Consider the following 25,270-nt stretch of genomic DNA (forward strand, 5'->3'; position numbering starts at 1 on the left):
GTCGAGGCCGTCGGCCAGGCGGGTCTTGCGGTGCGCCTCGGTGCGCGTCATCCGGTTGACGTGGGCCCACCAGTTCGCCACCGACGTCGCGCCGACCTTCTCCGCGACACCCACGCTCGAGGCGTGGCCAGCGACCCGGGCCTCGAGCTCCGCGAGACGTGAGGCGGCGCGGGTCAGGTCGGTGAGGGTGTGGGCGGTCTCGTCGGTGCCCATCGACCACAGCGACACATCGGAGAGGTCATCGAGAAGAGCGTGGATCTGAGTGACGGCGCGCGTGACCCGATGTGAAGGGTGAGCTTGTGCGGTCATCGCCACTCCCGAGATGAAGTCGTGGTGACAGTCTATCGCACGTGTGCTCGGAAAGTCAACAGGCGGGTTGATGTTCCGTGAGGCGGCGGCCCGCAAGGCGGGCGCCAACGGTGATCCGCGCGCGCCGTACCCGCTTCGCTGCCAAAGACCGCAGCCGGAAGCAGCCCGCAGCCGGCCAACGTCAGGCGCCCTGCGCGGCCTGCGGGAGTCTCGACGAGCTCGACCACCGGAAATGCAGCAACTCCCGGGAGCCGAAGGGGGCTCCCGGGAGTTGAGACTTGCTGCGACTGATCCGTCCCTCAGGGGCGATCAGGCGGTGGCGGCGGCGCGAGCACCGACCGGAGCGGTCTTCTCGACGCGCTTGGCGTGCCACAGGCCGAGGCCGAAGAGGACCAGCAGGGCGGCGGCACCGACGAACGCGGCGACGGCGGCGATACCGGCGATGGTGCCGATGGTGGCGAACGCGTAGCCGTAGAGGAGCAGGCCGCGGAGGGTGTTGCCGTCGAGCATGGTCTGCTTCAGGCCGGCCCACGCGGCGGCCTCGTCCTGCTCAGCCTGGGTGGGGTTGGGGTTCTCCGCCAGGGCTGCACCGAGCGCACGAGCCTTGCCGCTCACCTCGGAGTAGGACATGACCTCGCCACCGAGCTCCTGGGTGGAGGCGTTCATGTGGGCCAGGATGTAGTGGTCGGCGAAGGCCTTGGCCTCGGGGCCGCTGTCGAGCGGGCTGCCGGCGTACTGCTTGAGCGCGTCAGCGTCGGCCTTGGGCAGGCTGGCGATGGCGTCGCCCTCCGGCATGACGATGTCCTGCAGGGCGAACTGGTCGTGGACCTGGCTGCCGATGAAGGTGTTCGCCCAGGTGAGCAAGCCACCTGCAACGAGAAGGACGGCGGCGAGGGCCAGGCCCGTCCACGAGATGAGCTTGTCGAATGCAGATCGCATCGTGGTGACTCCTAGTTTCGGGGCGGTGTCTCCGCCACATCTGCTTTGGTGACACCAACCTAGGAACTTGAACCCTGTATCAATCAGGGCCGGAGTCCTCGGACTCGGAGGCCGATCGGTCCCAAAGTCCGGGACCTTCGGCGAGCGGCGTCCGGGACCAGTCCCGGGCCGTCGTCGCGAAAGGTCCCGGACCAGGTCAGGACCCGAGACCCTGCCGCTCGGCGCCGATCGTGGTGTCGGCGCCGTGTCCGGTGTGGACGATCGTCTCGTCGGGGAGCGCGAACAGCGCGGAGCGGATCGAGGCGACGATCAGGTCGGCATCGGAGTACGACCGGCCGGTCGCCCCCGGGCCGCCCTGGAACAGGGTGTCCCCGGTGAACACGCAGCCGAGGTCCGCGGCGTACAGGCACACCGCTCCGGGGGCGTGGCCCGGGGTGTGCAGCACCCGCAGCGACGTGCCGCCGACCGGGATCTCCAGCCCGTCCTCGAGGTCGAGGTCCCACAGGTAGCGGGTGTGCGTGAGCTCCCACAGCGGGCGGTCGTCGGGGTGCAGCATGATCGGGGCGACGACCTCCTCGCGCAGCGCCGGCGCGACCCGGACGTGGTCGTCGTGGGCGTGGGTGCAGATGATCGCCTTGACCTTCCGGTCCCCCACCACCGCGAGGATGTCGGCCACGTCGTGGGGAGCGTCGATCACCACGCACTCGGCGTCGTCGCCGACCACCCAGATGTTGTTCTCGACCTCGAAGGTCTCCCCGTCGAGGCTGAAGGTCCCCGACGAGACCCCGTGGTCGACCCGAGCCGCCATCAGAGGATCACCACCGAGCGCAGCACGTCGCCCTGGTGCATGCGGCCGAACGCCGCCTCCACGTCCCCGAGCCCGATCTCCTCGGTCACGAACGCGTCGAGGTCGAGGCGGCCCTGCTGGTAGAGGTCGACGAGCATCGGGAAGTCGCGGCTGGGCAGGCAGTCGCCGTACCAGCTGGACTTGAGCGAGCCGCCGCGCCCGAAGACGTCGATGAGCGGCAGGTCGGGCACCGTCATGTCCGGGGTCGGTACGCCGACCAGCACGACCGTGCCCGCCAGGTCGCGGGCGTAGAACGCCTGCTTCCACGTCTCGGGACGGCCGACGGCCTCGATGACGACGTCGGCGCCGAACCCGCCGGTGAGCTCCTGGATCGCGGCGACGGGATCGGTGCCGCTGGAGTCGACCACGTGGGTGGCGCCCAGTCGCCGCGCGGCCTCGAGCTTCTTGGGGTCGATGTCGACGGCGATGATCGGCGACGCGCCGGCCAGGGCCGAGCCCGCGACGGCCGCGACGCCCACGCCGCCACAGCCGATCACGGCCACGGACCTGCCGCGCGTGACGCCGCCGGTGTTGATCGCGGCGCCGATGCCGGCCATCACGCCACAGCCGAGGAGCCCGACAGCGGCCGCCCGCGCGGACGGGTCGACCTTCGTGCACTGGCCGGCGGCGACCAGGGTCTTCTCGGCGAACGCGCCGATCCCGAGGGCGGGCGACAGCTCCGTGCCGGCATCCGGGCCCTCCGCCAGGGTCATCTTCTGGGTCGCGTTGTGCGTCGCGAAGCAGTACCAGGGCTCACCCCGCCGGCAGGCCCGGCAGTCGCCGCACACCGCGCGCCAGTTGAGGATCACGAAGTCGCCCGGCTCGACCGAGGTGACGCCCTCGCCGACGGCCTCGACGATGCCGGCGGCCTCGTGCCCGAGGAGGAACGGGAAGTCGTCGTTGATGCCGCCCTCGCGGTAGTGGAGGTCGGTGTGGCAGACCCCGCAGGCCTGCACCTGCACGACCGCCTCTCCGGGACCGGGGTCCGGGACGTTGATGGTCGTGAGCTCGACGGGCTGTCCCTTGCCGCGGGCGACCACGGCCTTGACCTGCTGCATGCTGCTCCCTCGGGGCGGACGGACGGGCTGTCGCCCCCACCGTATGCAGCGCGTGTCTGCAGCGCCCAGCAGCCGCCTAGTCGTCCTCGCGGTGCAGCTGCTCGGTCCGGCCGCCCATGCCGGCCTGCCGGATCAGCCCGGAGACCAGCTCGTGGGCCTGGGCGATGGTCGCGTTCAGCGTGCTGAGCCCGGTATCGACGTTGCCCGCCTCCAGCGACCACTTCGCGGCCACCATGCCCTGCACCAGCGAGTCGTTGATCTCGATGGCCTCGCGGTGCAGCAGTGCCGCGCTCTCGAGCCGGAGGCGCGCGGACTCGATCCGGCGCAGCCGGTCGGTCGCGTCGCCGACCAGGAGGCCGAGGAGCAGGATCGGCAGCACCCTCGAGGCCCACCCGAGCGGGTCCAGGCCCACGTCCTGGGTCACCGCCCACACGACGATCAGGCCCACGGCGAGCACGCCTGCCGCTCCCCCCGCGCGCCGTCCGAACGCGACCGCCACCAGCGCGACCGGGAAGACGTAGAGCATGGAGTAGGCGTCCTCGACCGTCCCACCGGACATCCGCAACGCGAAGATCGCCGCGAAGAGCACGCCCGCGGTCGCCCACGTCAGCGGTGGGCGACGCCGGAACCACGCATCGGGCGAGGTGACGGTCAACGGCGCCGGGAGACTCATGGACCCAGCATGCAGGGTCCGACCGGCCCAGCGCCGGAAGGCGGTGGTCACCGGCCCTCCATCCAGGCCACCGCCTGCTCGGCGGTCCATCCCTCGGGATGGCGCTCCCACAGCCGTCTCGGGCCGTCGAGATCGCCCCCGAGAGTGATGAGGTCGGGCTCCTGGTAGCCGTCCGGACGGGTCTGCCCGAGCCCGACGTCCGCGGTCAGGGCGTTGCACAGGCACGCCCGACCCTCGGTGTCCGCGAGGTCCCCGCCCTTGCGCACGTACGCGTCGACCGGCTCGCCGGGGCAGCGGTAGCCCACCCGGCCCGCCGGGGTCAGGTACGGCGTGCGCAGGTAGCCGAGGTCGCAGAGCCGCTCGCGCGCGGCGTAGACCTCGGGGTCGGCGAGGGTGCCCTCGAGCGCGGCGACCTTGAAGGGGAAGCCGGTCGGCGAGGAGCGCACGCCGGTGCGGACCTGCAGCGTCTCGGCGCCGAGCCCCCGGCGGAGCCGGTCGAGGAGGTCCGACCGGAGCCCGGACTGGGTCGCCAGCGCGAACAGCGTGCCGACCTGGACACCGGCGGCCCCGAGCTCCCGGGCGGCCGCCAGACCCTCGGGCGTGCCGTAGCCACCCGCCAGCCAGAACGGCAGCCCGAGCGCCGCCACCTTCTCGAGGTCGACCGCGTCGCGGGCGCCGTACACGGGTTCGCCGTCGTCGCCCAGCATCAGGGACCCGCGCGGTGGCGCGTTGTGACCGCCGGCGACCGGCCCCTCGATCACGAAGCCGTCCGGCCGGGTCGTCTCGTCGCGGGCGAGGTAGGCCGCGAGCACGGTCGCCGAGACGATCGCGAGGAAGGTGGGCCGGCGCAGCGCGGGCAGGTGCCCGCCCAGCAGGTCCACGGGGTCGACCTCGACCCGGTGGCGCTCGGGGGCTCCCGCGACGTCCACGCCGACGCCGCCCACCCGCCCGGCGGCGAGGTCGGTGAGCAGCTGCGGGATCTCGCGCGGCACGCCGGCCCCCATCAGGACCGCGTCGACCCCGGCGAGCAGGGCGCCGAGCGCCGCAGCCGGGGTGGCGAGCTGGATCTTCTCGAGGTAGTTGATGCCGACCGGTCCGTCGTGCCCGTCCTTGGCGAGCCAGACCTCGACGAAGTTGCCGAGGACCGCCAGCTCCTGGGCGTGGCGGTGGGGCCGCAGGGCCGGCTTCGGGGTCGGCCGGTAGGGACGGCCCGGTTCGCGGCCGCCGGCGAGGAAGTAGCGGTCGAGCACCCGGCCGACCATCGCCTGGTCCGGGAACGCGTCGAGCGCGCGGCGCACGTCTCCGCCGGGGTCACCGTCCTGGAGCCGTCGCGCGAGCGTGGCGTCGAGCGCGACCCCGGAGACCACGCCGAGCTGGCCGGCCGAGGCGACCGCGCGCGCGAGCTGCCACGAGGAGACACCGACCCCCATGCCACCTTGGATGATGGCTCTCGTCGTGATGGGCACGGGGACTCCTCGAGATCGGGTCGACACCCGGTCGAGGCTCCCAGGACCACGGCCGGTGGCACAGGGCCGAATGGCACTCCGTGCGTGACCATCGGCAGGCGGGCTCGGTGTGTGCCCGGCACAATTGCAACCCTTCGGCGGGCGTTCGCGTCTCGGGGGTGTGTTGACAGAAGCTCGAGGAGCCACGATGACGGACCGGGACGCCGACTTCACGGCGTACCTCCAGGCCCGCCAGGGGCGCTTGCTGCGCACGGCGTACCTGCTGACGGGTGACCAGCACCAGGCGGAGGACCTCCTCCAGACCTCGCTGGCCAAGCTCTACCTGGCGTGGGACAAGGTCCGCGACCGCGAGTCGGTGGACGCCTACGTCCGCCGGATCATGGTCAACGAGAACAACTCGCTGTGGCGGCGCGGGTGGAAGCGCCGCGAGGCCCCCACCGACGTCGTCCCCGAGGCCGCGCCGTTCCACGACGTGTACGACGAGGGGCTCGGCGCGGCCGTGTGGGAGGTCGTCTCGACGCTGCCGCGCAAGGCCCGGGCCGTGGTCGTCCTGCGCTACTACGAGCAGCTCTCGGAGGCCGAGACCGCGGCCGTGCTCGGGATCTCGGCCGGCACCGTCAAGAGCCAGACCAGCCGGGCGCTCGCCGCACTGCGCGAGCGGACGCCCGCCGACCTGAACCCCACCCACCGGGAGGAGGAGCGATGACCGAGGAGAGCTTCGTCCGCGAGCTCGAGCGCCGCGCGGACCACGCATTCGACGGGACGCACGGGACGCCCATCACCTTCGAGGCGGTGCGCAGCAAGGCCCACGGCATCCGCCGGCGCCGCCGGACTGCCGCCGCCGGCGCCGTCGCGGCGGCCGTGGCCGTCGCGATCCTGGTGCCGACCGTCTGGGGCGGGAGCGACCGGCCCGGGTCCGAGGGGATCGACCCCGCGACGACGACCACGGGCCACGGTGCCGTGCTGCACGACCGCACGCTGACGCTCTCCGACGGGACCACGGTGCCGCTGGACGTCGACGACGCCGAGGTCCAGCAGCTCGGCGTCCTCACCGACGGGCGCATCATCGTGCCCACCAACCAGCCCAACCGGCTCCGCGTGTTCGGCCCCGCCGGTGAGCTGCGTGCCGAGTACTCGATCGGCACGACGCTGATCCGGATGAGCCCGACCAACGACGCCGTGGCGTGGATGGAGGGCGACGGGTCGGTCATGGTGCTGTCGAGCGACTCCCCGGAACCCGTCGAGCTCGGCACGGTCGAGGCCCAGGACCCCTCCTACCCGCTGATCGACGCCGTGGTCGACTCCCAGCACGTGCTCGTGGGCGACGGCAACACCACGACGACCGAGGTCACGCCCGACGGCGTCCGGCCGCTCACGACCAGCGAGCCGCTGCGGGTCACCGACGTGAGCCCGGACGGCGACCTGTGGGCCGTGCAGTACGCCGACGACGCCGACCCCCAGTTCGGGTGCGCCGGCCTCTACGAGCCGATGGCTGCCCGGATCGTCGCCCGCAGCTGCGAGACCGCCAACCTGACGTTCTCCCCGGAGGGCCAGCACCTCCTCGGCGCGCGCGGTGACAACGCCATGATCGGCGACGCAGCGGTGTTCGACCTCGACCTCGGGGTCGTCGGCCGCTGGGAGTCGGCGGACCGCGGTGACGTGCTCAAGTCGGTGAAGTGGCTCGACGCGGAGCACCTGCTGGTCGTCGAGACCAACTGGAAGGACAGCTCCTGGGCACTCACCCGGGTCGACCTGACCTGGTCGGACAGGGCCGTCCTCGACACGGTCGAGAACGGCGGCAACCCCGAGATGATGAACGAGTTCCCACTTTCGGAGTAGCCGAGAAGGTGTAGCCGAAAGTCGGAGGCAACGCGTGCGCCGTCGTCGCTAGGGTCAGGAACCGTGTTCGCAGCCCTTGGTCGCTTCGTGTCCCGCCGTGCCTGGTTCGTCATCGCCGCCTGGGTGGTGCTCGCGGTCGCCGTCGTCGCCCTGGCGCCGGCCCTCGAGACCACGCAGCAGGAGGAGGAGTTCCTCCCCGACCACTACGAGTCGGTCCAGGCCTACAAGATCCAGGACGAGGAGTTCCCCGGCGCCACGACCCCGGCGGCACTGCTCGTCTTCGAGCGCACCGACGGGGCGAAGCTGACCGAGGAGGACCAGGCCGAGGTGGGCCGGATCGCCGAGGAGCTCGGGCCGGAGCTCGGCGAGAAGACGTTCGTCCCGCAGGTCGTCACCACCGACCCCGAGGGCAAGCCCAACGTCTCCGAGGACGGCCAGGTGCAGATCGGCATCATCGGCCTCGCCGAGGACTCGACCGGCTTCGACCAGCAGGCGTTCGACGACGCCAAGGACCTCCGCAACGACCTCGACGGCCTCGTCGAGGGCACCGACCTCACCGTGCAGACGACCGGCTCGGTCCCCCAGGGTCTGGACTCGCAGGAGTCCGGTGATCGGGCCCTGGCGATCGTCGGCATCGCGACGGTCGTGCTGATCGTCGTCCTGCTCGCGATCATCTTCCGCAGCGTGATCATCTGCCTGATGCCCGTGGTCGTGGTGACGGTCGTGTCGATGGTCGCGACCGGCCTGATCGGGTGGGCCAACGAGGCGTTCGACCTCAAGGCGGACTCCTCGATCCAGACGATCCTGGTCGTGGTGCTCTACGGCATCGGCACCGACTACATCCTGTTCTTCCTGTTCCGCTACCGCGAGCGGCTGCGCGAGGGCGAGGACACCCGCGCCTCGGTCGTCCACGCGCTCGAGCGCGCCGGTGAGGCGATCGCCTCGGCCGGCGGTGCGGTGATCGTCGCGTTCATGGCGCTGCTGCTGAGCTCGCTGGGCATCTTCCAGGCCATCGGTCCCGCGCTGGCGATCGCGGTCGCCGTCACCCTGCTCGCCGCCCTGACGCTGGTGCCCGCCGTCGTGACGGTGCTCGGCCGGGCGCTGTTCTGGCCCTCGAAGAAGTGGCGGCAGGAGCCCAAGGGCGCCCGGTTCGCGCGGATCGGCGACTCCCTGGGCCGCCGCCCCGGCGCGTTCGCCGGGGTCTCGGGCCTGGTGCTCGCGGCGCTCGCGGTGTTCGCGTTCAGCTTCAACCCGTCGTTCGACTTCAACTCCAGCCTGCCCGACGACGTGGAGTCCACGCAGGGCCTCGAGACGTTCCAGGCGCACTTCGCGGCCGGCGCGAGCGAGCCCGTCCCGGTGATCCTGAAGTCCGACGACGGCCAGCTCGACCCCGGCAGCCTCGACGCGTTCGGCGCCGCCCTCCAGAAGGCCGAGGGCGTGGCGCAGGTCTACCCCGCCCAGACGTCCGAGGACGGCACCGCCGCCCAGTTCAGCGTCGTGCTCGACAGCGACCCGGCCTCCGACCAGGCCCTCGACGACGTCAAGGGACCTGTGCGCGACGCAGCTCACGAGGCGGCACCCGACGGCGCCGAGGCGTACGTCGGCGGTACGCCGGGCATCTTCGCCGACCTGCAGTCGGCGATGGTGCGCGACTACAAGGTCGTCTTCCCGGTCGCCGCGCTCGTGATCATGCTGATCCTCGCGCTGCTGCTGCGCAGCCTGGTCGCCCCGCTGTACCTGATGGCGGCGGTGGGCCTCAGCTTCGCCGCGACGCTCGGCGCCACGGTGGTCGCCTTCCAGGGCATCGGCGGCGACGACGGCCTGATCTTCATGCTGCCGATCTACATCTACCTGTTCGTGACGGCGCTCGGCACCGACTACAACATCTTGATGATCGCCCGACTGCGTGAGGAGGCCCGCGAGGGCAGGGACCCGCGCGCCGCGGCCGCGGAGGCCCTCAAGCACGCCGGTCCGACGATCGCGGCCGCCGGCGTGATCCTGGCCGGCACGTTCGCGTCGCTGATGCTCAGCGGCAACAGCCTGATGATGTCGATGGGCTTCGCGCTGTCGTTCGGCATCTTCATCGCGGCCTTCGTGATGTCGATGTTCTTCACGCCGGCGCTCACCGCGATGATCGGGCACGCCGCCTGGTGGCCGGGCCACCAGGACGAGCAGGCCCCCAAGGAGCCGGCCGCGGTCGACTGACCCTGGTCGCCGATCGGCGACGCACCCGACGTATCTGTCGCACGACCCGCCCGACCAGGACAGTTGCGTCAGGTGCGAGCGGGAGCGGCGGGCACCTCAGACCAGGTCAGACCGGCTCAGACGAGGACCTCGGTCACCGGCAGCGAGGAGTCGGCGGGCAGGTCGAGCGCGGACGGCGTACGACCGCGGGCGACCATCTCGGCCCCCAGCGCGGCCACCATGGCGCCGTTGTCGGTGCACAGGCCCGGGCGCGGCACCCGGACTCGGATGCCCCGGGCGGCGGCACGCTCCTCGGCCATCGCCCGCAGCCGGCTGTTGGCCGCCACCCCACCCCCGATGAGGATGTCGTCGATGCCCTCGCTCGCGGCGGCGTCGATCGCCTTGCGGGTCAGCACGTCGCAGACCGCCTCCTGGAAGCTGGCCGCGACGTCGTTGACGGGCACCGGCTCCCCGGAGCGCTCGCGTGCCTCGACCCAGCGCGCGACCGCGGTCTTGAGACCGGAGAACGAGAAGTCGAAGCGGTGTCGCTCGAGGTCGCGGCGGCTGGTGAGGCCGCGCGGGAAGTCGACGAAGACGCTGTCGCCCTCGCGCGCGGCCCGGTCGATGTGCGGGCCGCCGGGGAACGGCAGGCCGAGCAGCCGGGCGACCTTGTCGAACGCCTCCCCCGCCGCGTCGTCGATCGTCGCCCCCATCGGGTCGACGCCCGTGGTGACGTCCTCGACGCGCAGCAGGCTGGAGTGGCCGCCGCTGACGAGCATCGCCAGGCACGGCTCGGGCAGCGGCCCGTGCTCGAGCTGGTCGACCGCGACGTGCGCGGCGAGGTGGTTGACGCCGTAGATCGGCTTGCCCAGCCCGACCGCCAGCGCCTTGGCCGCCGCGACGCCCACCATCAGCGCGCCGGCGAGGCCGGGGCCGCTGGTGACCGCGATCGCATCGACGTCGTAGAGCTTGATCCCGGCGGTCTCGCAGGCCCGCTCGATCGTGGGGACCATGGCCTCGAGGTGGGCACGGCTCGCGACCTCGGGCACCACGCCGCCGAAGCGCGCGTGCTCGTCGACGCTGCTCGCGACGGCGTCCGCCAGCAGGGTGTGGCCCCGCACGATGCCGACGCCGGTCTCGTCGCACGACGTCTCGATGCCCAGCACCAGGGGCGCGTTGCGTTCGCTGCTCACCTGTTCATTGTGCCGACCGGGCGTACGCCGCCGGCGTCACCCCCAGCAGCCGGCGGAAGTGCCGGGTCAGGTGGGACTGGTCGTGGAACCCCACGACCGCGGCGACGTCGGCGGGCCGCTCCCCCGCCAGCAGCAGCCGGCGGGCGCGGTCGAGTCGGCGGCCGGTGAGGTAGCGGTGCGGCGAGATGCCGAACTCGCCGCTGAACGCCCGCACCAGGTGTGCCGGGTGCGCACCGAGGACCCGCGCCGCCTCGGGGAGCGTGACTCCGTCGGCCACGTGCGCGTCGAGCAGGTCGCGCAGGCGGTGCGCCAGCGGCGCGTCCCGGCGTACGACGCGCGGCTCGGTCGTGCCGGTGAGCCGCTGCTGGAGGGCGTCGACGACCAGCGCGAGGCGCACCTCGGCCTCGAACCCCGCGTCCACGTCGTCGCCGGGCCGGGCGAGCGCACCGTGCAGGGCGTGCACCTGGGCGCGCAGCCCCGCCTCGGCCCAGCCGGGGTGGTCGACGGCCGCACCGACGAGTCCCACGTCGATCGCGTCCTCCTCGAGGTAGACGACCCGTTTGCGGAAGCCGGTCGCCTCCACGGACCGTCCGTCGTGCGGCACGTGCGGCGGCAGCAGCGTGACGCGGTCCCCGAGCGCGCCGTGGTGGTGCCGCTCCAGGTCGTAGGCGACGGTCCCGCTGTCGACGAGCAGGAGCGTCCACGTGTCATGGGTGTGGGAGGGGTAGGCGTGCCGTGGGAAGTGGGCGTGCAGCACCTCGGCGACGCCCGCCACGGCGGGCCGCCACGCACGGATCGTCGGGCGAGCAGGCTCCTGCTGGGCCATGCAAGGAACGTACAAGACCGGCGCGACCCGGGCCCCGACGATCGAGGCATGGCACACGACACCAAGATCGCCGTGCTGCTCCGCGAGGACCTCGCGCCGTGGCAGCGGCTCAACGCGACCGCGTTCCTCGTCAGCGGCGTCACCGCCGCCTGGCCGCAGCTGGTCGGCGAGCCCTACGCCGACGCCGACGGTACGGCGTACCTCGCGATGCTCGGCCAGCCGGTCATGGTCTTCGAGGGCGACGCCGCCATGCTGCGCGAGGCGCACACCCGGGCACTGCGCCGGGAGCTGACCGTGGGCGTGTTCACCGCGGACCTCTTCCGCACCGGCAACGACGAGGACAACCGGGCCGCGGTGCGGGCCGTCGGACGCGACGACCTCGACCTGGTCGGGCTCGCGGTGCATGCGCCGCGCAACGCCGTCGACAAGGTCGTCAAGGGAGCCCGGATGCATCCCTAGGTTGCCCCGACGTACACCTTCCCAGGGTCGGTGGCGAGGCGTACGTTGACCCGGTCCACCCCACCCCACCCCCGTACCAGGAGCATCCATGGGCAGCTCGGGACGCACCGGCCTCCGCGCACTCGTCGCAGCGGCGTCGGCCACCACCCTCCTCGTCGGCACTGCCGCCACCGCGACCGCGGACGCCCGCGGTGACGGGTCCGGCCTGCGGCCGCGCACCCACTTCACGATGGCGGCCGACGGCTCCAGCGGAGCCACCGAGGGCGGCGCCGGCATCCCCAACATCGACTCGGTGAAGTCGACGATCCGCGCCTACTACAACGCGACCGGTGGCATCGCCGACAAGACCAGCTCGCCCTACATCACCGAGCTCGCCTCGATCACCGCCGACGCCCTGGCCGGTCTCCCGGCGGTCGACCCCGCGGCCAAGAAGGCCATCGTGCTCGACGCCGACGACACCATGTTGTGGACCTACGACATGGAGGACGCGGCGATGCACTTCACCTTCGACCCCGCCCTCCAGGACGTGTGGGTGCAGGACCAGCGCTTCCCGGCAACGCCGTCGATGGTGGAGTTCGTGGCCGCCGTGCAGGCCAAGGGCTACGCCGTGTTCGGGCTGACGGGCCGCAACGCCAACCAGGAGGCCGCCACCCTCGGCAACCTCGACAAGGTCGGCTTCACCGGGTTCGACGCCGACAACTTCTTCACCAAGTGGGTCGACGCGGCCGACCAGCCGTCGTACGTCACCTGCGCGGCCGCCAAGTGCACGACCGTCGAGTACAAGGCCGGCACCCGCAAGCACATCGAGCAGGACCTCGGCTACGACATCGCGCTCAACGTGGGCGACCAGTGGTCCGACCTCCAGGGTGGGTTCGCCGACGCGACGCTCAAGCTGCCCAACCCGACCTACTTCCTCCCGAGCCCCGACCTCGACGGCACCCCCGCCGACCCGGCGTTCTCCCCGCGCACCCGGTTCACGATGAAGCCCGACGGCTCGAGCGGTCTGACGCAGGGCGGGGAGGGCATCCCCAACATCGACTCGGTCAAGGCGACGATCCGCACCTACTACAACGCGACCGCCGGCATCGCCGACAAGACGACCTCGCCGTACATCTCCGAGCTCAGCGCGCTCACGAAGCGGTGGGCGCCGAAGATCGCCCAGCGCTGCGAGCGGCTGCACGCCGCCCACCAGAAGCCCGCCATCGTCCTCGACGCCGACGACACCACGCTGTGGACCTACGACATGGAGGACGCGGCGATGCACTTCACCTTCGACCCCGCCCTCCAGGACGTGTGGGTGCAGGACCAGCGGTTCCCGGCGACGCCGACCATGAGCCGGGTCGTCGCGGCCGCCCGCGACCACGGCTGCCGGGTCGTCGGCATCACCGGTCGCAACGCCAACCAGCGGGTGGCCACGATCGCCAACCTCAACAAGCTCTACGACGGCGCGTTCCGGCCGTGGCTCTACTTCACCAAGTGGGTCGACCCGGCCGACCAGCCGTCGTACGTCGAGTGCGCGGCGGCGAAGTGCACGACGATCGAGTACAAGTCGCAGACCCGGGCCTACCTGGAGAAGCAGCGCGGGATGCGGATCGTCGCCAACTTCGGCGACCAGTTCAGCGACCTGATCGGCGGGCACGCCGCCAAGCAGGTCAAGCTGCCCAACCCGACGTACTACCTGCCCTGAGCCTCGCCGGCCCCCGCTGATGCGCCGCAGCCGTCGATCAGGCTGCGGCGCATCACCACGGCGGTCGCGCCGTCGCGGTAGTAGCGGCGGCGTCGGTCGATCTCCACGAACTCCCGGGCCGCGTAGAACGACAGCGCGCCGCCGTTGTCCTCGCGGACCTCGAGCAGCAGCCGGTCGGCCCGGCCACCGCGCGCCAGCGCGATCGTCGCGTCGAGCAGGTCACTGGCGAGGCCGCGACGGCGGTACGCCGGGTCGACCGCGATCCGCTGGAGCTCCGCGATGTCGCCGACCACGCTGACGGTCGCGTGCCCCACGACCCTGCCGTCCGCCTCCGCCACCAGGTAGCCGATCGTCGGCAGGGCACCGGTCACGCCTTCACGCACGAGCCCCTCGGACCAGGCGTCGGCTCCGAGGCAGGACCGCTCGAGGGCAGCGATCGCCGAGACGTCGTCGGGCCCCGCCGGCCGGACGGTCACGAGACGCGCTTGGGCGCGTGCGGTGCCATCGCGTCGGGGCGCCGCAGGTAGAGGGGCTCGGGGTCGACGATCTCGGCCCGTTCCTCCGCCACGGCCCGGGCCAGCCAGCCCGCACTGGGCGCGGTGGGGCCCGCTCGGTGCGGGAACGCGTCGGGGTAGAGCACCCCGCCCTCACCCACGACCCGGTCGTCGGTGGCGAGGTCGGCCGGCCTGCCGACGACCGGCCCGTCCAGACGCGCGCCGGCGGCGTCGTAGCGGGCGAGGTAGACCTCCTTGCGACGGGCGTCGGTGGCCACGACGAAGCCCTGGTCGGTGCCGCCCTGGACGGTCGCGCCGTCGGCGGCCTCGACGGCGAGCACGTCGAGCGTGCAGACGCCGTACACGGGCACATCGAGGACGAAGGCGAGCGTTCGCGCGGTCACGAGTCCGACCCGCAGGCCCGTGAACGGGCCAGGGCCGACACCGGCCGCGATCGCGGTGAGGTCCTGGCGGACGATCCCCGCCGCGGAGAGCGCCTGCTCGATCAGCGGCGCCAGCTGCTCCGCGTGCTTCATGGGACGGTCGGCGCGCAGCTCCACGACGACGTCCTCGCCGTCGTGGAGGGCCACCGTGACGTGCGGCGTGGCGGTGTCGAAGGCGAGGAGCACGGCCTGAGGCTAACGCGTGGGTGATTTCTGTCCGACTTGTGGATCTGGTGTCACCCGGGTGTGGAAATGCCCTCCCTAGTGTTCTGGGTGTCGGCAGGGAGACCCGCCGGCACCGGAGGCCGGGACCTGGGGGAGGTGGCCGCCGGTCGCGACAGCAGTACCGGCCGAGCGGAACGTGGGGATCCGCCTCGGCGCGCTGGGGGGAGCGCCGTCGGCCGGTCCGCAAGGCCCGCTCCGCGCGCGTGGACCCGTCTACGAAGGCGGGGCGGGCCTTTCGCGTCTGCACCGAGCCAGATCGGCTCAGGGGCGGCGCTCCGCCTCCGAGGGGAAGCCGTGGTCGACGCCCCACGCCACCGCCTGGGCGCGGCTGGTGACGCCGATCTTGCGGTAGACCGAGCGGATCAGCGTCTTGACGGTGTTGATGCTGAGGAAGAGCTCGCCGGCGAGGTCCTCGTTGGAGCGGCCGGCGACGATGAGCGCGATGACGTCCTGCTCGCGCGGGGTCAGGTCGACGTCGCGCCCGAGCTGGCGGCGCCGGTCGGCCTGGTTGTCCAGGTCGGCCTGGGAGCCGTCCTGGAGGTGCCCGGCGGCGAAGTTCTCGATCGCCTCGACGAGCTCGGGTGCCGGGAGACCGACGGAGACGGACGCGACGGCCCCGAGGTCGAGCGCCCTTGCCGTGAGACCCGGCTGCAGCACGCGCGAGAGCGCCAGCACCCGGTCGGGGAAGCGCTTGACCACGCGCTCGAGGTCGTCGTCCTTGTCGAGATAGAGCCCGAACACGTCGTACACCACGACCGCGTCGGGGTCGGCCATGGCCTCGTCCACGACGACGACACGGTCGCGGTAGGGCTCCAGGAGGCGCTCGATGCCGGCCGCGATCACCGGCTGTTCGGACACCACCACCACCGAGACAGGCCGCCCGCGATCGGACATCGGACCCTCGCTCCTCTCCTCACCGACAGGAGAGGGATTCCCGGTGTGCGCGCGACCCAAACGCGCAGCTCAGGAGTCGACCCGGTTGCCGTCCTCGTCCCAGTGCGCCGCGACCTTCTTGCTCGGCTGCACGCGCGGCGGCTCGCCGGGCATCTTGGGATAGTCGGGCGGGAAGCTCAGCTCGCCGCCGGGCAGCTCCTCCCACAGCCGCAGCAGGGGTTCGAGGGAGTGGGCGGTGTCGTCGATGCTCGCCCACGGGTCGCCGTCGGCGACCCGGTCGGGGACGGTGAACAGGTTGTAGTCGAGCGGGTCGGTGAGGCCGGCCAGCTCATCCCACGTGACCGGCGTCGAGACCGGCGCGCCGGGCAGGGGACGCAGGGAGTACGCCGAGGCGATCGTGCGGTCGCGGTTGTTCTGGTTGAAGTCGACGAAGATGCGCTCGCCGCGCTCCTCCTTCCACCACTCCACCGTGACGCCCTCGTCGCGGCGCGCGAGCTCGCGACCGAGGCCGATCGCGGCGTGCCGGACATCGGTGAACTCCCACCGCGGCTCGATGCGGACGTAGATGTGCACCCCGCGGTTGCCGGACGTCTTCGGGTAGCCGACGATCCCGAGCTCCTCGAGCAGCTCACGGGCCACCCCGGCCACGCGGACGGCGTCCGCGAACGTCGTGCCCGGCTGGGGGTCGAGGTCGATGCGCAGCTCGTCGGGGTGGTCCACGTCGGAGCGCCGCACCGGCCAGGGGTGGAACACCAGCGTCCCCATGTGGGCGCACCAGACCGGGACGGCGATCTCGGTGGGGCAGATCTCGTCCGCCGTACGCCCCGAGGGGAAGGTCACCTGCACGGTCTCGAGATAGTCGGGGGCGCCCTTGGGCACCCGCTTCTGGTAGAACGCGTCGGCGTCCTTGTCCTGCGGGCCGGTCGCGAGCCGCATGCCCGGACGCACCCCGGACGTCCAGCGCTCCAGCGCCGTCGGCCGGTCGCGCAGCGCTCGCATCAACCCGTCCTCAACGCTCGCGAAGTACTCCGCCACCATCAGCTTGGTGACCTCGGGCGTGCGGTCGGTCGCCTCGTAGATCACCCGGTCGGGGCTCGAGACGCGGACGGCGCGCCCGCCCGCCTGGACCTCGGCCGCGCTCACCTTCGCCATGCGTCGACCCTAGGTGCTGGTGCCGACGAGGACGAGCGCCACAGCGTGCGCGCCAGCCACAGCCCGGCGGCCGAGGCGAGGGCACCGGCCACCGCCACCACGACGCCGACGTGACCCTCGTGGGCGAGCAGCAGGTGGGTCGGACCGGCGAGGACCGTGACCGCGGTGCCGATCCAGGCCGCGGCGGCCGGGCCGGCCGGCGCGGCCGCGAGGACCAGCACCCCGGTCGCGGCGAGGTAGGTCCGCTGGGCCACGGTCTCGAACCCCTCCGGCGCGGCGGTCGCGGCGCCGGCGACGGCCCACGCCAGGTGCAGGAGGCCGAACCCCACCACGACGACGAGCGCCGCGACCGTGGCGGGCGACGCCGGCAGGCGCCGGGTCCGCCACCAGCCCGGCCAACGCTCGCGAGCGTGCCAGCCGAACGCCGCGAGCACGCCGACCGCCTGGAGGACGAAGCCGCCGTACACGACCGCATAGACCCAGCCCTCGAGCCCGTCGTCGGTGGACGACGCCGCTCCCCCGGCCACCGCCTGCAGGACGAGGCCGGCCGGCAGCCCGAGCGCGATGGGCGCCAGCAGGCCCGCCGCCACCCACACGGGTACGGCGAGCAGCCACCCCGGGAGGCGCCTGCCCCACGGGAACGTGAGCGCGAGCAGGAGGGCGATCGCCACCAGCTCCATGCCCACCGTGACCAGGTTGCCCACGACGTAGCGCTCGTCGCGCATCTCGACTCCGGCCGCGCCGGGCCTGATCCCGACCGGGCTGCCGGTCAACCACGCGACCTTCAGGACGAGGTAGGGCACGCAGGCCAGCACGGTGGCGGCGCAGACGACGAGACGGCGGCGGGCGACGGGCATGCCTCCCACCCTCCGGGCCGGACCGCGCCGGCCGCATCGGGGAGGCCCCGGAGGCGGCCCCGACCACTCCCGCAGGAGTCACGCACCGGCGGGTCGAGACTGGTCTGGTCCACCCCTCAGGTCTCGGCCACCCCGACCGAAGGTGAGGTCATCGGTCGCACGGACCAGCGTGATCCGGACTCCGGGGGAACTTGCGACCGCCACAGAGGCCCCGCTGTCGCGCGCTCGAGCCCACCTCCCCCGTATGGGCCCGAGAAGGCGGCAACGGGGCCTCTGTCCCTCTCATCCGGCGAGCGCCGTGAGCGCGTCAGAGCAACGAGTTGGGCTCGAAGCGTGGGTGCCGGTCGAGGTCCTCGCGCGCGGGACGCACGAACTCGAAGCCGGCCGTGCGCACGAGCGCCCAGGTCGGGTCGGCGTCCGGCGTACGACGCAGCGCGTCGGCGCAGTCGACGTGCATCGGCGGCAGGTGGAAGGCGTTGCGCGCCACCTCCTCCGGCGTGCCGAGGAAGGCGACCGGGCGACCGAGCGACTCAGCACACGAGCCGCAGATGCGGCTGAGCGCGCACTGGGTCACCCAGCGGGCGGCGGTGACGTCGGGAACGCGACCGTCGGCGACCGCGATCACGACGCGCTCCGCATCCACCCGCCCAGCTCCTGGCGGCGCGGCGGGCGCTCGGCGTCGGACCTGCGCTTGCGGTCGCGCGCGGGCGTGGGCGGCTCCGGCTGGTCGCTGGAGGTCATCTTGTTGGGCAGCGAGAGCTTGATGATCGTGCGCAGCGCCTGGCCGTACTGCCGGTGCAGCGGGCCGATCGTGTAGGGGATGTCGTACTTCTCGCACAGCGCGCGCACCCGCACCGCGATGTCGGCGTACCGGTTGCTCGGCAGGTCGGGGAACAGGTGGTGCTCGATCTGGAAGCCGAGGTTGCCGCTCATGATGTGCAACAGCGGCCCACCCTCGAAGTTGGCGGCGCCGAGGATCTGGCGCAGGTACCACTCCGAGCGGGTCTCGTCCTCGATCTCCTCCTCGGTGAAGTGCATCGCCCCGTCGGGGAAGTGGCCGCAGAAGATGATCACGTAGGCCCACAGGTTGCGCATCAGGTTGGCCGTCATGTTCGCGGTGAGCGTCCACTTCCAGCCCTTGCCGGAGAGCGCCGGGTAGACGACGTAGTCCTTGAGGATCTGGTTGCGGCCCTTGCGCGCGATCTGGCGCAGCTGGCGCTTCATCTCCTTCGGGTCCTTCTGGCCCTTGCGGATGCGCTCCAGGTCGAGGTCGTGAAGAGCGACCCCCCACTGGAAGAGGCTGGCGAGCAGCGCGTTGTAGATCGGCTGGCCGATGTAGACGGGGTGCCACTTCTGCTCGCGCGCCATCCGGAGGATGCCGTAGCCGATGTCGTTGTCGTAGCCGAGGACGTTGGTGAACTGGTGGTGGATGTAGTTGTGGCTGTGCTTCCACTGCTCGGCCGGCTGGGCGGTGTCCCACTCCCAGTTGGAGGAGTGGATCTCGGGGTCGTTCATCCAGTCCCACTGGCCGTGCATGACGTTGTGGCCGATCTCCATGTTCTCCAGGATCTTGGCCACGCCGAGCAGTGCCGCGCCGGCGACCCACGCGGGCTTCTTCGCCTTGCCGGTCGCGGACGAGGCGAGCAGCGTCACCCGGCCTGCGGCCGCGAGTCCGCGCTGGACCTTGATCAGGCGGTTGATGTACGCCGCGTCCTTGGCGCCGCGCGACTCCTCGATCTCGGTCCGGATCGCGTCGAGCTCGCGGCCGATCTGCTCCACCTCCTCCTCGGTGAGGTGGGTGTACTCCTTGACGTCCGAGATGGCCATGGGTCTGTCCCTTCGTAGGGGTCGTCAGATGTCGAGCGTGCAGTCGCCGACCGCGGCGGTCACGCAGGTCTGCACGCGCTCGTTGGGCTGGGAGAACTCCTCGCCGCTGCGCAGGTCGCGCACGGTGCCGGAGACGAGGGTCAGGGTGCAGGTGTGGCAGATGCCCATGCGGCAGCCGTACGGCATGCCGACGCCGGCCCCCTCGCCGGCCTCGAGGACGGTGGTCGCGCCGTCGGCGTCGACGGACTTGCCGGAGTTGCGGAACGTGATCGTGCCGCCCTCGCCGCCCTCGCCACCGAGCTCGAGCGAGAACCGCTCGAGGTGCAGGCGCTCCTCGAGCCCGGCCTCGCGGTAGTGCTCGGTGATCGCGTCGAGCATCGGCCCCGGGCCGCAGGCCCAGGTCTCGCGATCGCGCCAGTCGGGACAGAACGCGTCCAGCCCGCGCTCGGCGTGGCCGAGCTCGAGCATCCCCTCGAGGTCGGTGTGCAGCCGGTGCACGGTGAGCGACTCGTGCCGGGCCTCGAGGTCGTCGAGCTCGGCGCGGAAGATCATCCGGTCCGGCGTCGGCGAGGAGTAGTGCATGACGACGTCCGGCAGGTTGTGTCGCCGGTCCATCGTGCGGAGCATCGCCATCACGGGCGTGACTCCGCTGCCGCCGACCAGGAACAGCATCTTGGGCGGCGGCGGGTCGGGCAGCACGAAGTCGCCCTCGGGCAGTGCCAGCCGCACGATCGTGCCCGGCGCGAGGCCGTTGACGAGATGCGCCGACAGCTTCCCCTCGGGCATCGCCCGCACGGTGATCGAGATCGTGCGCCCCTTGCGCCGCGGCGGCGAGCTCACGGAGTAGGAGCGCCACTGGAACTTGCCGTCGACCTGGACCCCGATGCCGACGTACTGCCCTGGGCGGTGGTCGTAGCGCCACCCCCAGCCGGGCCGGATCACCAGCGTCGCCGCGTCGTCGGTCTCGGGGATCACCCGCTCCACCCGTCCGCGCAGCTCGCGCTCGCTCCACAGCGGGTTGAGCAGCCGCAGGTAGTCGTCGGGGTGCAGGGGGGTCGTGAGCTTGTCGCCTGCTCCCCGCAGGCGGCTCCACGGGATCGTCGTCGCTCCGGCCATGCGTTTCAGTGAACAATTGTTCTCTGAATGAGTCAATGCCCCCTGCGGGTGACCTGGCGCACGGGGCCCATCGAGGCGCCGAGCGCGGGGCGGATCGAGACGCAGGTCGAGGGGCAGGTCGAGGGGCGGCCGAGAGCCCGGCGACCTTGCCGGGCCCACTACCGTGGGGTCCATGGCCTACAACGTGGAGAAGCCCGACGAGCAGTGGCGGGCCGAGCTGTCGCCCGAGGAGTACGCCGTCCTGCGCCAGGCCGGCACCGAGCGGGCCTTCACCGGTGAGTACACCGACACCGAGACGACCGGCGTCTACCGCTGCAAGGCGTGCCAGGCCGAGCTCTTCGAGTCCGACACGAAGTTCCACTCCGGCTGCGGGTGGCCGTCGTTCTACCAGCCGATCAGTGACACGATCGAGTACCTCGAGGACACCTCCCACGGCATGAAGCGGGTCGAGGTGCGCTGCGCCAACTGCGGCTCCCACCTCGGGCACGTCTTCCCCGACGGCTACGGCACCCCCACGGGCGATCGCTACTGCATCAACTCGATCAGCCTGACCCTCGAGCCGGCCGACCAGTGAGCCGACGCACCTGACCGATGTGTCGTGTCCTCACCCGGGTCACGACAGATGTGTCAGGTGCGTGAGCGACCTCAGCCCGCGAACCACCCCGACGGGGTGAGCTCGGAGCCCATCCGCGGGACGTACTGGTCGAAGTAGATCCGGGCGATCAGCTCACGGCGTGAGCGCACGTCGGCCTTGTCGAAGACCGACTTGAGGTGGTCCTGGACGGTGTACGTCGAGACGTGCAGCGTCGCCGCGATCTCCTTGGTGTCGACACCTTGCAGCACGAGCTGGGTGACGTCGCGCTCGCGCGGGGTCAGGTCGAACGCCGCCACGACCAGCGCGACGATCTCCGGTGGTCGCGCCTCCTCGATCGTCACGACGACCTCGCCGACGCGTCCGTCGACGCCCGAGAGCGGCGAGGCGTGCAGCACCAGCCACATCCCGTTGGTGGCCCGCACCCGGCTCCGCGGCGGCACGGCGGTCTCGCCCCGGGCGTAGCGGCGCGCGGCGCCGACCAGCGCGGAGATCGGGCTCAGCGGGTCGGCGGCAGCGGCTCCGGAGATCAGCTGGGCGATGCGCTCCTCGGCGCCTCGGCTGGTCTGCAGGATCTCGCCGTCCGCGCCGACGATCAGGACGGCGGGGCCGGCGAGCGACTGGTCGCCGGGCGTGGTGCCGAGCCGGGTCAGCATGCCGGTGCGCACGCCCCGGGCGAACAGCGGGGACAGCGAGGCCAGGAAGTCGACGTCGGCGGCCTCGAACGGTCGGTCGTCGGCACCCCGGAACAGCGCCATCGCCCCCCAGGCCTGGTGGCCGTCGCGGAAGATCATCCGCGCCTCGTCGAGGAACCCGAACCGCGGCATCATGAACGCGCTCATCCGCGCCGAGCGCTCGACGTCGCCTCCGGTCTGCAGGTGGACGCCCGCCGCGGGGACCGGCGCGGCGGCCAGCTCGGTGAACGCGGTCGGCTCGACCGCGCCGTACTCGATCAGCCCGAACTCGTGGTCGTGGCTGTTGACGGCGCGCAGATGGCCGTACTTCCGGGCACTGGTCAGCAGGTGGGTGCTCGGGTCGTGCGTGCCCAGGCACGCGCTCACCCAGGGCACCGCGCGGCCCACCGACTCCACGGCCTCCTCGAGGAACGTCTCGAGCTCGAGCCCGGCCCGGGCCACGACCTCGACGTCGCGACGCACGCGCTCGAGGGTCAGTCCGGTCGCCACGGTGACAGTGTCGGGGAGCACCGCGGATCGGCCCATCCCACATTTCTGGGTGGACCAGACCACCAGACGAACAGTCGAGGAAGTACCCGCGCTCCCGGGATGGCTCGCCGAGCCTCGTCGCGTGGAGGGTTCCCCCATGACCTCGATCCCGCAGCACGGCCCGCTCGACGAGTGCGGCCGCCTCGTCCACGCCGAGGACCCCGCTGCCCAGCTCGCCCTGACGGTCAGCCGCCTCGAGGCCACGCTCGCCGCCGACGGGCTGGGACTGGCCGACGTGGCGACCCTGCACCTCTCGAGCCCCGACCTCGACGCGATCGACGGCGTGCTCGACGTCCTGACCGAGCGCCTCGACGCCACCGGCGCCCGCCCCGAGCTGCTGCTCACCAGGGCCGCGTCGCTCGGAGTGCCGGGCATGCTGGTCGCGCTGGACGCCACCGTCGCGGAGCGCTCCACCGGCACGCTGCTCGTCGTCGTCGCGCACCCCGACGACGAGGCCTTCGGGTGCGGCTCCGTGCTCGCCCACGCCGCCGCCCACGGGCTGCGCAGCGTCGTCGTCTGCGCCACCCGCGGCGAGCTCGGCGAGCCTGCTCCGGGGAGCGGCCTGACCCGGGCCGACCTGCCGACCGTGCGGGAGCGCGAGCTGCGGGAGGCCTGCCGGCTGCTCGGCGCGGAGCGCGTCGAGGTGCTGGGGTACGTCGACTCCGGTGTCGACGGCGAGCCGGCGCCCGACGCCCTCGCGGCGGCACCGGCCGCCGAGGTGCGCGACCGCGTCGCGGCGCTGATCGACGACGTCCGTCCCGACGTCGTCGTGACGCTCGACGCCAGCGACGGCCACCGCGACCACGCCGTGGTGCGCGACGCGACGCTGGCCGCGCTCGAGCAGGTGGCGCACCGCCCGCGGCGTACCTATCTGTTCTGCCTGGCGCGCTCGCTGATGCGCGAGTTCACCGGTGTCGCAACGCTCGGCACCCCCGACGAGGACCTCACGACGCTCGTCGACGTCGCCGACCTGCTCGACCTGCGGTGGCGAGCCATCCGCACCCACGCCTCGCAGGTCCCGCCGTTCGACGCGATGGGACCCGAGCTCCAGCACGGCTTCCTGGCCGTCGACCGGCTGCGGCGCGTGGACCCGCCCTGGGCCGGCGGGCCTCCCGAGACCACCTGGCTGCCGGCACACCTCGCCGGCCGTCCCACCACCACCCTCACGAAGGAACCCCTCCCATGACCACCACTCCCACCGTCCCCGCCACGCCCGCCGAGGCCCTGCGCGGGCTCTGCGCGGGCCGCGTGCACCTGCCCGGCGACCCCGGCTACGACGCCGCCCGCACGCCGTGGAACCTCGCGGTCGACCAGCGCCCCGCCGCCGTGGCGATCCCGCACAGCGCCGAGGAGGTCGCCGAGGTCGTCCGCGCCGCCGTCGCCGCCGGCCTCCGCGTCGCGCCGCAGAGCACCGGCCACGGCGCCGGCCCCCTCGGCGAGGTGGCCCTGGACGACGTCGTGATCGTCCGGCTCTCCGAGCTGACCGGCGTCACCGTCGACCCCGGCGCGCGCACCGCGCGGGTCGTCGGCGGCACCCTGTGGCACGACGTCGTCGCCGCGGCCGCGCCGCACGGCCTCACCGCGATGCACGGCAGCGCCGGTGACGTGGCCGTCGCCGGCTACGCGCTCAGCGGCGGGCTCTCCTTCTACGGCCGGACGCACGGAGTGGCCGCGAACAGCATCCGGTCGGTGGAGGTCGTCACCGCCGATGGTTCGCTGGTGCGCGCCAGCGCCTCGGAGCAGCCCGAGCTGTTCTGGGCGCTGCGCGGCGGCGGCGGCAACCTCGGCGTGGTCGTCGCGCTCGAGATCGACCTGCTCCCCTACGCCGACGTGTACGCCGGCATGCTGCTGTGGCCGCGCGATCGGGCGCCCGAGGTGGTGCGGGCGTGGGCCGCCTGGACCGACGGTGTCCCGGAGTCGGTCACGACCTCGTTGCGGGTGATGAGCTTCCCGCCGCTGCCCGAGCTGCCGCCCTTCCTCAGCGGCCGGCAGCTGGTCGTCGTCGACGGCGCGGTGCTCGAGGGCGACGAGCGCGCCGCCGAGCTGCTCGCCCCGCTGCGGGCCCTCGAGCCGGAGATGGACACGTTCGCGCGGATCCCGGCGACCGGCCTTGTCGCGGTTCACATGGACCCGCCCGGGCCGGTGCCGGCCGTCAGTGACCACGCGGTGCTCGCGAGCCTGCCGGAGGAAGCGATCTCGGCGTACCTCGCCGAGATCGGCCCCGGGACGACCACCTCCTTGATGTTCGCCGAGCTGCGTCACCTGGGCGGCGCGCTCGGGCGACCGGTCCCCGACGGTGGTGCGATCTCGCACGTCGACGGCGCCTACGCCCTCTACTGCGTCGCGCCGGCGCCCTCCCCCGAGGTCGCCGCGCTCGGCCGCGCCGACGCGGTGGCCATGTGCGCCGCGCTCGAGCCGTGGACGACCGGCGGTCGACTGGTGACCTTCACCGACGGCGCCGTGGACATCAGCACCGGGTTCGGCGAGAACTGGGACCGGCTGCGTCGGGCACGTGCCGACGTGGACCCGACCAGGGTGTTCGTGGCCAACCACGGGGTCTGACCTGGCCCGCCGGAAGGCCGGTCCGGCCCGCCGATCGGGGCTAGAGTCGAGACACCCACGGGGGGTCTCACGCCGCGAAACGGAGCTCGTCATGAGGGCCTGGCACTTCACCGACACGCGCGAACCGCTGGTCCGAGTGGAGCTCCCGGACCCCACGCCCGGCCCGGGCGAGGTGGTGATCGACGTCAGGGCCGCCGGACTGTGCCACACCGACGTCGGCGTCCTCGACGACGAGGGCTGGCTCCCGACGCTCGCCTACCGGCCGATCGTGATGGGTCACGAGGTCGCGGGCGAGATCGCCGACCTCGGCGAGGGCGTCGACGGCTGGCGGGTCGGCGACCGCGTCGGGGTCTGCCCGACGACGCCGTTCGGGGCGCCCGGGTTCGTGACCGACGGCGGCTTCGG

25 protein-coding genes and 1 pseudogene are annotated in these 25,270 nt (G+C 72.5%); 9 read left to right on the forward strand and 17 right to left on the reverse strand.

What is annotated here, in order from left to right; translation table 11 throughout:
• From Q0L15_RS16260 to Q0L15_RS16285, 6 genes and pseudogenes are all read right to left on the reverse strand, one after another.
• A pseudogene (locus Q0L15_RS16260) lies at positions 1–213 on the reverse strand (HNH endonuclease); the annotation flags it as partial.
• 405 nt (positions 214–618) lie between these two features.
• Positions 619–1,248: a hypothetical protein gene (locus Q0L15_RS16265; protein WP_296605498.1), complete on the reverse strand. Its 630-nt coding sequence runs from the start codon at positions 1,246–1,248 to the stop codon at positions 619–621.
• A 196-nt stretch (positions 1,249–1,444) separates the two neighbouring features.
• On the reverse strand, positions 1,445–2,056 hold the full coding sequence (locus Q0L15_RS16270) for an MBL fold metallo-hydrolase (protein WP_296605499.1): 612 nt from the start codon (positions 2,054–2,056) through the stop codon (positions 1,445–1,447).
• A complete protein-coding gene (locus tag Q0L15_RS16275) occupies positions 2,056–3,153 on the reverse strand; it encodes an S-(hydroxymethyl)mycothiol dehydrogenase (RefSeq protein ID WP_296605500.1) in 1,098 nt (365 codons plus the stop codon). The genes Q0L15_RS16270 and Q0L15_RS16275 overlap by 1 nt, the downstream gene beginning before the upstream one ends.
• A 76-nt stretch (positions 3,154–3,229) precedes the next feature.
• Positions 3,230–3,826 (reverse strand): hypothetical protein, encoded by a 597-nt coding sequence (locus Q0L15_RS16280; protein WP_296605501.1) that lies wholly within the window; start codon positions 3,824–3,826, stop codon positions 3,230–3,232.
• A 47-nt stretch (positions 3,827–3,873) separates the two neighbouring features.
• Complete coding sequence (locus Q0L15_RS16285; protein ID WP_296605502.1) at positions 3,874–5,292, reverse strand: nitronate monooxygenase; 1,419 nt, start codon at positions 5,290–5,292, stop codon at positions 3,874–3,876.
• A 187-nt stretch (positions 5,293–5,479) separates the two neighbouring features.
• On the opposite strand from Q0L15_RS16285, the gene Q0L15_RS16290 reads away from it, so the two are divergent.
• The 3 genes from Q0L15_RS16290 to Q0L15_RS16300 all read left to right on the forward strand — a co-directional run bounded on the left by Q0L15_RS16290 (position 5,480) and on the right by Q0L15_RS16300 (position 9,336).
• Positions 5,480–5,998 (forward strand): SigE family RNA polymerase sigma factor, encoded by a 519-nt coding sequence (locus Q0L15_RS16290; RefSeq protein WP_296605503.1) that lies wholly within the window; start codon positions 5,480–5,482, stop codon positions 5,996–5,998.
• Positions 5,995–7,131 (forward strand): hypothetical protein, encoded by a 1,137-nt coding sequence (locus Q0L15_RS16295; protein WP_296605504.1) that lies wholly within the window; start codon positions 5,995–5,997, stop codon positions 7,129–7,131. Before Q0L15_RS16290 ends, Q0L15_RS16295 begins: the two co-directional genes overlap by 4 nt.
• A 63-nt stretch (positions 7,132–7,194) precedes the next feature.
• A complete protein-coding gene (locus Q0L15_RS16300; protein WP_296605505.1) occupies positions 7,195–9,336 on the forward strand; it encodes an MMPL family transporter in 2,142 nt (713 codons plus the stop codon).
• 116 nt (positions 9,337–9,452) lie between these two features.
• Here Q0L15_RS16300 and tsaD read toward each other — a convergent pair whose 3' ends face one another.
• Positions 9,453–10,508 carry a tRNA (adenosine(37)-N6)-threonylcarbamoyltransferase complex transferase subunit TsaD gene (tsaD, locus tag Q0L15_RS16305; protein WP_296605506.1) on the reverse strand — a complete coding sequence of 352 codons (1,056 nt, stop codon included), beginning with the start codon at positions 10,506–10,508 and terminating at the stop codon, positions 9,453–9,455.
• A 4-nt stretch (positions 10,509–10,512) separates the two neighbouring features.
• A complete protein-coding gene (locus Q0L15_RS16310; RefSeq protein ID WP_296605507.1) occupies positions 10,513–11,334 on the reverse strand; it encodes an AraC family transcriptional regulator in 822 nt (273 codons plus the stop codon).
• Between the two features lie 48 nt (positions 11,335–11,382).
• On the opposite strand from Q0L15_RS16310, the gene Q0L15_RS16315 reads away from it, so the two are divergent.
• Both Q0L15_RS16315 and Q0L15_RS16320 read left to right on the forward strand, forming a co-directional pair.
• The gene (locus Q0L15_RS16315; protein WP_296605508.1) at positions 11,383–11,793 is read left to right on the forward strand and encodes a DUF2000 domain-containing protein; all 411 of its coding nucleotides are present in this window, start codon (positions 11,383–11,385) and stop codon (positions 11,791–11,793) included.
• Between the two features lie 88 nt (positions 11,794–11,881).
• The gene (locus Q0L15_RS16320; RefSeq protein ID WP_296605509.1) at positions 11,882–13,480 is read left to right on the forward strand and encodes an HAD family acid phosphatase; all 1,599 of its coding nucleotides are present in this window, start codon (positions 11,882–11,884) and stop codon (positions 13,478–13,480) included.
• On the opposite strand, the gene rimI is transcribed toward Q0L15_RS16320, so the two are convergent.
• The 8 genes from rimI to Q0L15_RS16360 all read right to left on the reverse strand — a co-directional run bounded on the left by rimI (position 13,468) and on the right by Q0L15_RS16360 (position 20,488).
• Positions 13,468–13,956 carry a ribosomal protein S18-alanine N-acetyltransferase gene (gene rimI / locus Q0L15_RS16325; RefSeq protein ID WP_296605510.1) on the reverse strand — a complete coding sequence of 163 codons (489 nt, stop codon included), beginning with the start codon at positions 13,954–13,956 and terminating at the stop codon, positions 13,468–13,470. The two genes, Q0L15_RS16320 and rimI, sit on opposite strands and share 13 nt — an antisense overlap.
• Positions 13,953–14,603 carry a tRNA (adenosine(37)-N6)-threonylcarbamoyltransferase complex dimerization subunit type 1 TsaB gene (tsaB, locus tag Q0L15_RS16330; RefSeq protein ID WP_296605511.1) on the reverse strand — a complete coding sequence of 217 codons (651 nt, stop codon included), beginning with the start codon at positions 14,601–14,603 and terminating at the stop codon, positions 13,953–13,955. Before tsaB ends, rimI begins: the two co-directional genes overlap by 4 nt.
• A 300-nt stretch (positions 14,604–14,903) precedes the next feature.
• On the reverse strand, positions 14,904–15,536 hold the full coding sequence (locus tag Q0L15_RS16335) for a response regulator transcription factor (RefSeq protein ID WP_296605512.1): 633 nt from the start codon (positions 15,534–15,536) through the stop codon (positions 14,904–14,906).
• 69 nt (positions 15,537–15,605) lie between these two features.
• Complete coding sequence (locus Q0L15_RS16340; protein WP_296605513.1) at positions 15,606–16,688, reverse strand: DNA polymerase domain-containing protein; 1,083 nt, start codon at positions 16,686–16,688, stop codon at positions 15,606–15,608.
• Positions 16,676–17,545 (reverse strand): hypothetical protein, encoded by an 870-nt coding sequence (locus Q0L15_RS16345; RefSeq protein ID WP_296605514.1) that lies wholly within the window; start codon positions 17,543–17,545, stop codon positions 16,676–16,678. The genes Q0L15_RS16340 and Q0L15_RS16345 overlap by 13 nt, the downstream gene beginning before the upstream one ends.
• A gap of 307 nt (positions 17,546–17,852) precedes the next feature.
• Positions 17,853–18,188, reverse strand: a complete 336-nt coding sequence (locus Q0L15_RS16350) for a hypothetical protein (protein WP_296605515.1) — start codon at positions 18,186–18,188, stop codon at positions 17,853–17,855.
• A complete protein-coding gene (locus tag Q0L15_RS16355; RefSeq protein ID WP_296605516.1) occupies positions 18,167–19,372 on the reverse strand; it encodes an acyl-CoA desaturase in 1,206 nt (401 codons plus the stop codon). Before Q0L15_RS16355 ends, Q0L15_RS16350 begins: the two co-directional genes overlap by 22 nt.
• Before the next feature lie 24 nt (positions 19,373–19,396).
• The gene (locus tag Q0L15_RS16360) at positions 19,397–20,488 is read right to left on the reverse strand and encodes a ferredoxin reductase (RefSeq protein WP_296605517.1); all 1,092 of its coding nucleotides are present in this window, start codon (positions 20,486–20,488) and stop codon (positions 19,397–19,399) included.
• Positions 20,489–20,660: 172 nt separating this feature from the next.
• On the opposite strand from Q0L15_RS16360, the gene msrB reads away from it, so the two are divergent.
• Complete coding sequence (gene msrB, locus Q0L15_RS16365) at positions 20,661–21,062, forward strand: peptide-methionine (R)-S-oxide reductase MsrB (protein ID WP_296605518.1); 402 nt, start codon at positions 20,661–20,663, stop codon at positions 21,060–21,062.
• A gap of 71 nt (positions 21,063–21,133) precedes the next feature.
• Here msrB and Q0L15_RS16370 read toward each other — a convergent pair whose 3' ends face one another.
• The gene (locus tag Q0L15_RS16370; protein ID WP_296605519.1) at positions 21,134–22,264 is read right to left on the reverse strand and encodes a helix-turn-helix transcriptional regulator; all 1,131 of its coding nucleotides are present in this window, start codon (positions 22,262–22,264) and stop codon (positions 21,134–21,136) included.
• Positions 22,265–22,400: 136 nt separating this feature from the next.
• Between Q0L15_RS16370 and Q0L15_RS16375 the strand changes: the two genes are divergently transcribed.
• From Q0L15_RS16375 to Q0L15_RS16385, 3 genes are all read left to right on the forward strand, one after another.
• Entirely contained in the window at positions 22,401–23,489 is a 1,089-nt protein-coding gene (locus Q0L15_RS16375) for a PIG-L family deacetylase (RefSeq protein ID WP_296605520.1), read from the forward strand.
• Complete coding sequence (locus tag Q0L15_RS16380; protein ID WP_296605521.1) at positions 23,486–24,865, forward strand: FAD-binding protein; 1,380 nt, start codon at positions 23,486–23,488, stop codon at positions 24,863–24,865. Before Q0L15_RS16375 ends, Q0L15_RS16380 begins: the two co-directional genes overlap by 4 nt.
• Before the next feature lie 91 nt (positions 24,866–24,956).
• A partial coding sequence (locus Q0L15_RS16385) for an alcohol dehydrogenase catalytic domain-containing protein (protein ID WP_296605522.1) occupies positions 24,957–25,270 on the forward strand: 314 nt, incomplete at its 3' end.

This window comes from Nocardioides sp. (assembly GCF_024509035.1).
GTDB lineage: Bacteria > Actinomycetota > Actinomycetes > Propionibacteriales > Nocardioidaceae > Nocardioides.

Bases quoted from the DNA above. Each gene is read 5' to 3' on its own strand.
- Q0L15_RS16360 (WP_296605517.1), bottom strand. From the start codon at position 20,488: ATGGCCGGAGCGACGACGATCCCGTGGAGCCGCCTGCGGGGAGCAGGC.
- Q0L15_RS16335 (WP_296605512.1), bottom strand. From the start codon at position 15,536: ATGTCCGATCGCGGGCGGCCTGTCTCGGTGGTGGTGGTGTCCGAACAG.
- Q0L15_RS16380 (WP_296605521.1), top strand. From the start codon at position 23,486: ATGACCACCACTCCCACCGTCCCCGCCACGCCCGCCGAGGCCCTGCGC.
- Q0L15_RS16290 (WP_296605503.1), top strand. From the start codon at position 5,480: ATGACGGACCGGGACGCCGACTTCACGGCGTACCTCCAGGCCCGCCAG.
- Q0L15_RS16270 (WP_296605499.1), bottom strand. From the start codon at position 2,056: ATGGCGGCTCGGGTCGACCACGGGGTCTCGTCGGGGACCTTCAGCCTC.
- Q0L15_RS16280 (WP_296605501.1), bottom strand. From the start codon at position 3,826: ATGAGTCTCCCGGCGCCGTTGACCGTCACCTCGCCCGATGCGTGGTTC.
- Q0L15_RS16315 (WP_296605508.1), top strand. From the start codon at position 11,383: ATGGCACACGACACCAAGATCGCCGTGCTGCTCCGCGAGGACCTCGCG.
- Q0L15_RS16275 (WP_296605500.1), bottom strand. From the start codon at position 3,153: ATGCAGCAGGTCAAGGCCGTGGTCGCCCGCGGCAAGGGACAGCCCGTC.
- Q0L15_RS16340 (WP_296605513.1), bottom strand. From the start codon at position 16,688: ATGGCGAAGGTGAGCGCGGCCGAGGTCCAGGCGGGCGGGCGCGCCGTC.
- Q0L15_RS16295 (WP_296605504.1), top strand. From the start codon at position 5,995: ATGACCGAGGAGAGCTTCGTCCGCGAGCTCGAGCGCCGCGCGGACCAC.
- Q0L15_RS16345 (WP_296605514.1), bottom strand. From the start codon at position 17,545: ATGCCCGTCGCCCGCCGCCGTCTCGTCGTCTGCGCCGCCACCGTGCTG.
- Q0L15_RS16320 (WP_296605509.1), top strand. From the start codon at position 11,882: ATGGGCAGCTCGGGACGCACCGGCCTCCGCGCACTCGTCGCAGCGGCG.
- msrB (WP_296605518.1), top strand. From the start codon at position 20,661: ATGGCCTACAACGTGGAGAAGCCCGACGAGCAGTGGCGGGCCGAGCTG.
- Q0L15_RS16310 (WP_296605507.1), bottom strand. From the start codon at position 11,334: ATGGCCCAGCAGGAGCCTGCTCGCCCGACGATCCGTGCGTGGCGGCCC.
- Q0L15_RS16265 (WP_296605498.1), bottom strand. From the start codon at position 1,248: ATGCGATCTGCATTCGACAAGCTCATCTCGTGGACGGGCCTGGCCCTC.
- Q0L15_RS16355 (WP_296605516.1), bottom strand. From the start codon at position 19,372: ATGGCCATCTCGGACGTCAAGGAGTACACCCACCTCACCGAGGAGGAG.
- Q0L15_RS16375 (WP_296605520.1), top strand. From the start codon at position 22,401: ATGACCTCGATCCCGCAGCACGGCCCGCTCGACGAGTGCGGCCGCCTC.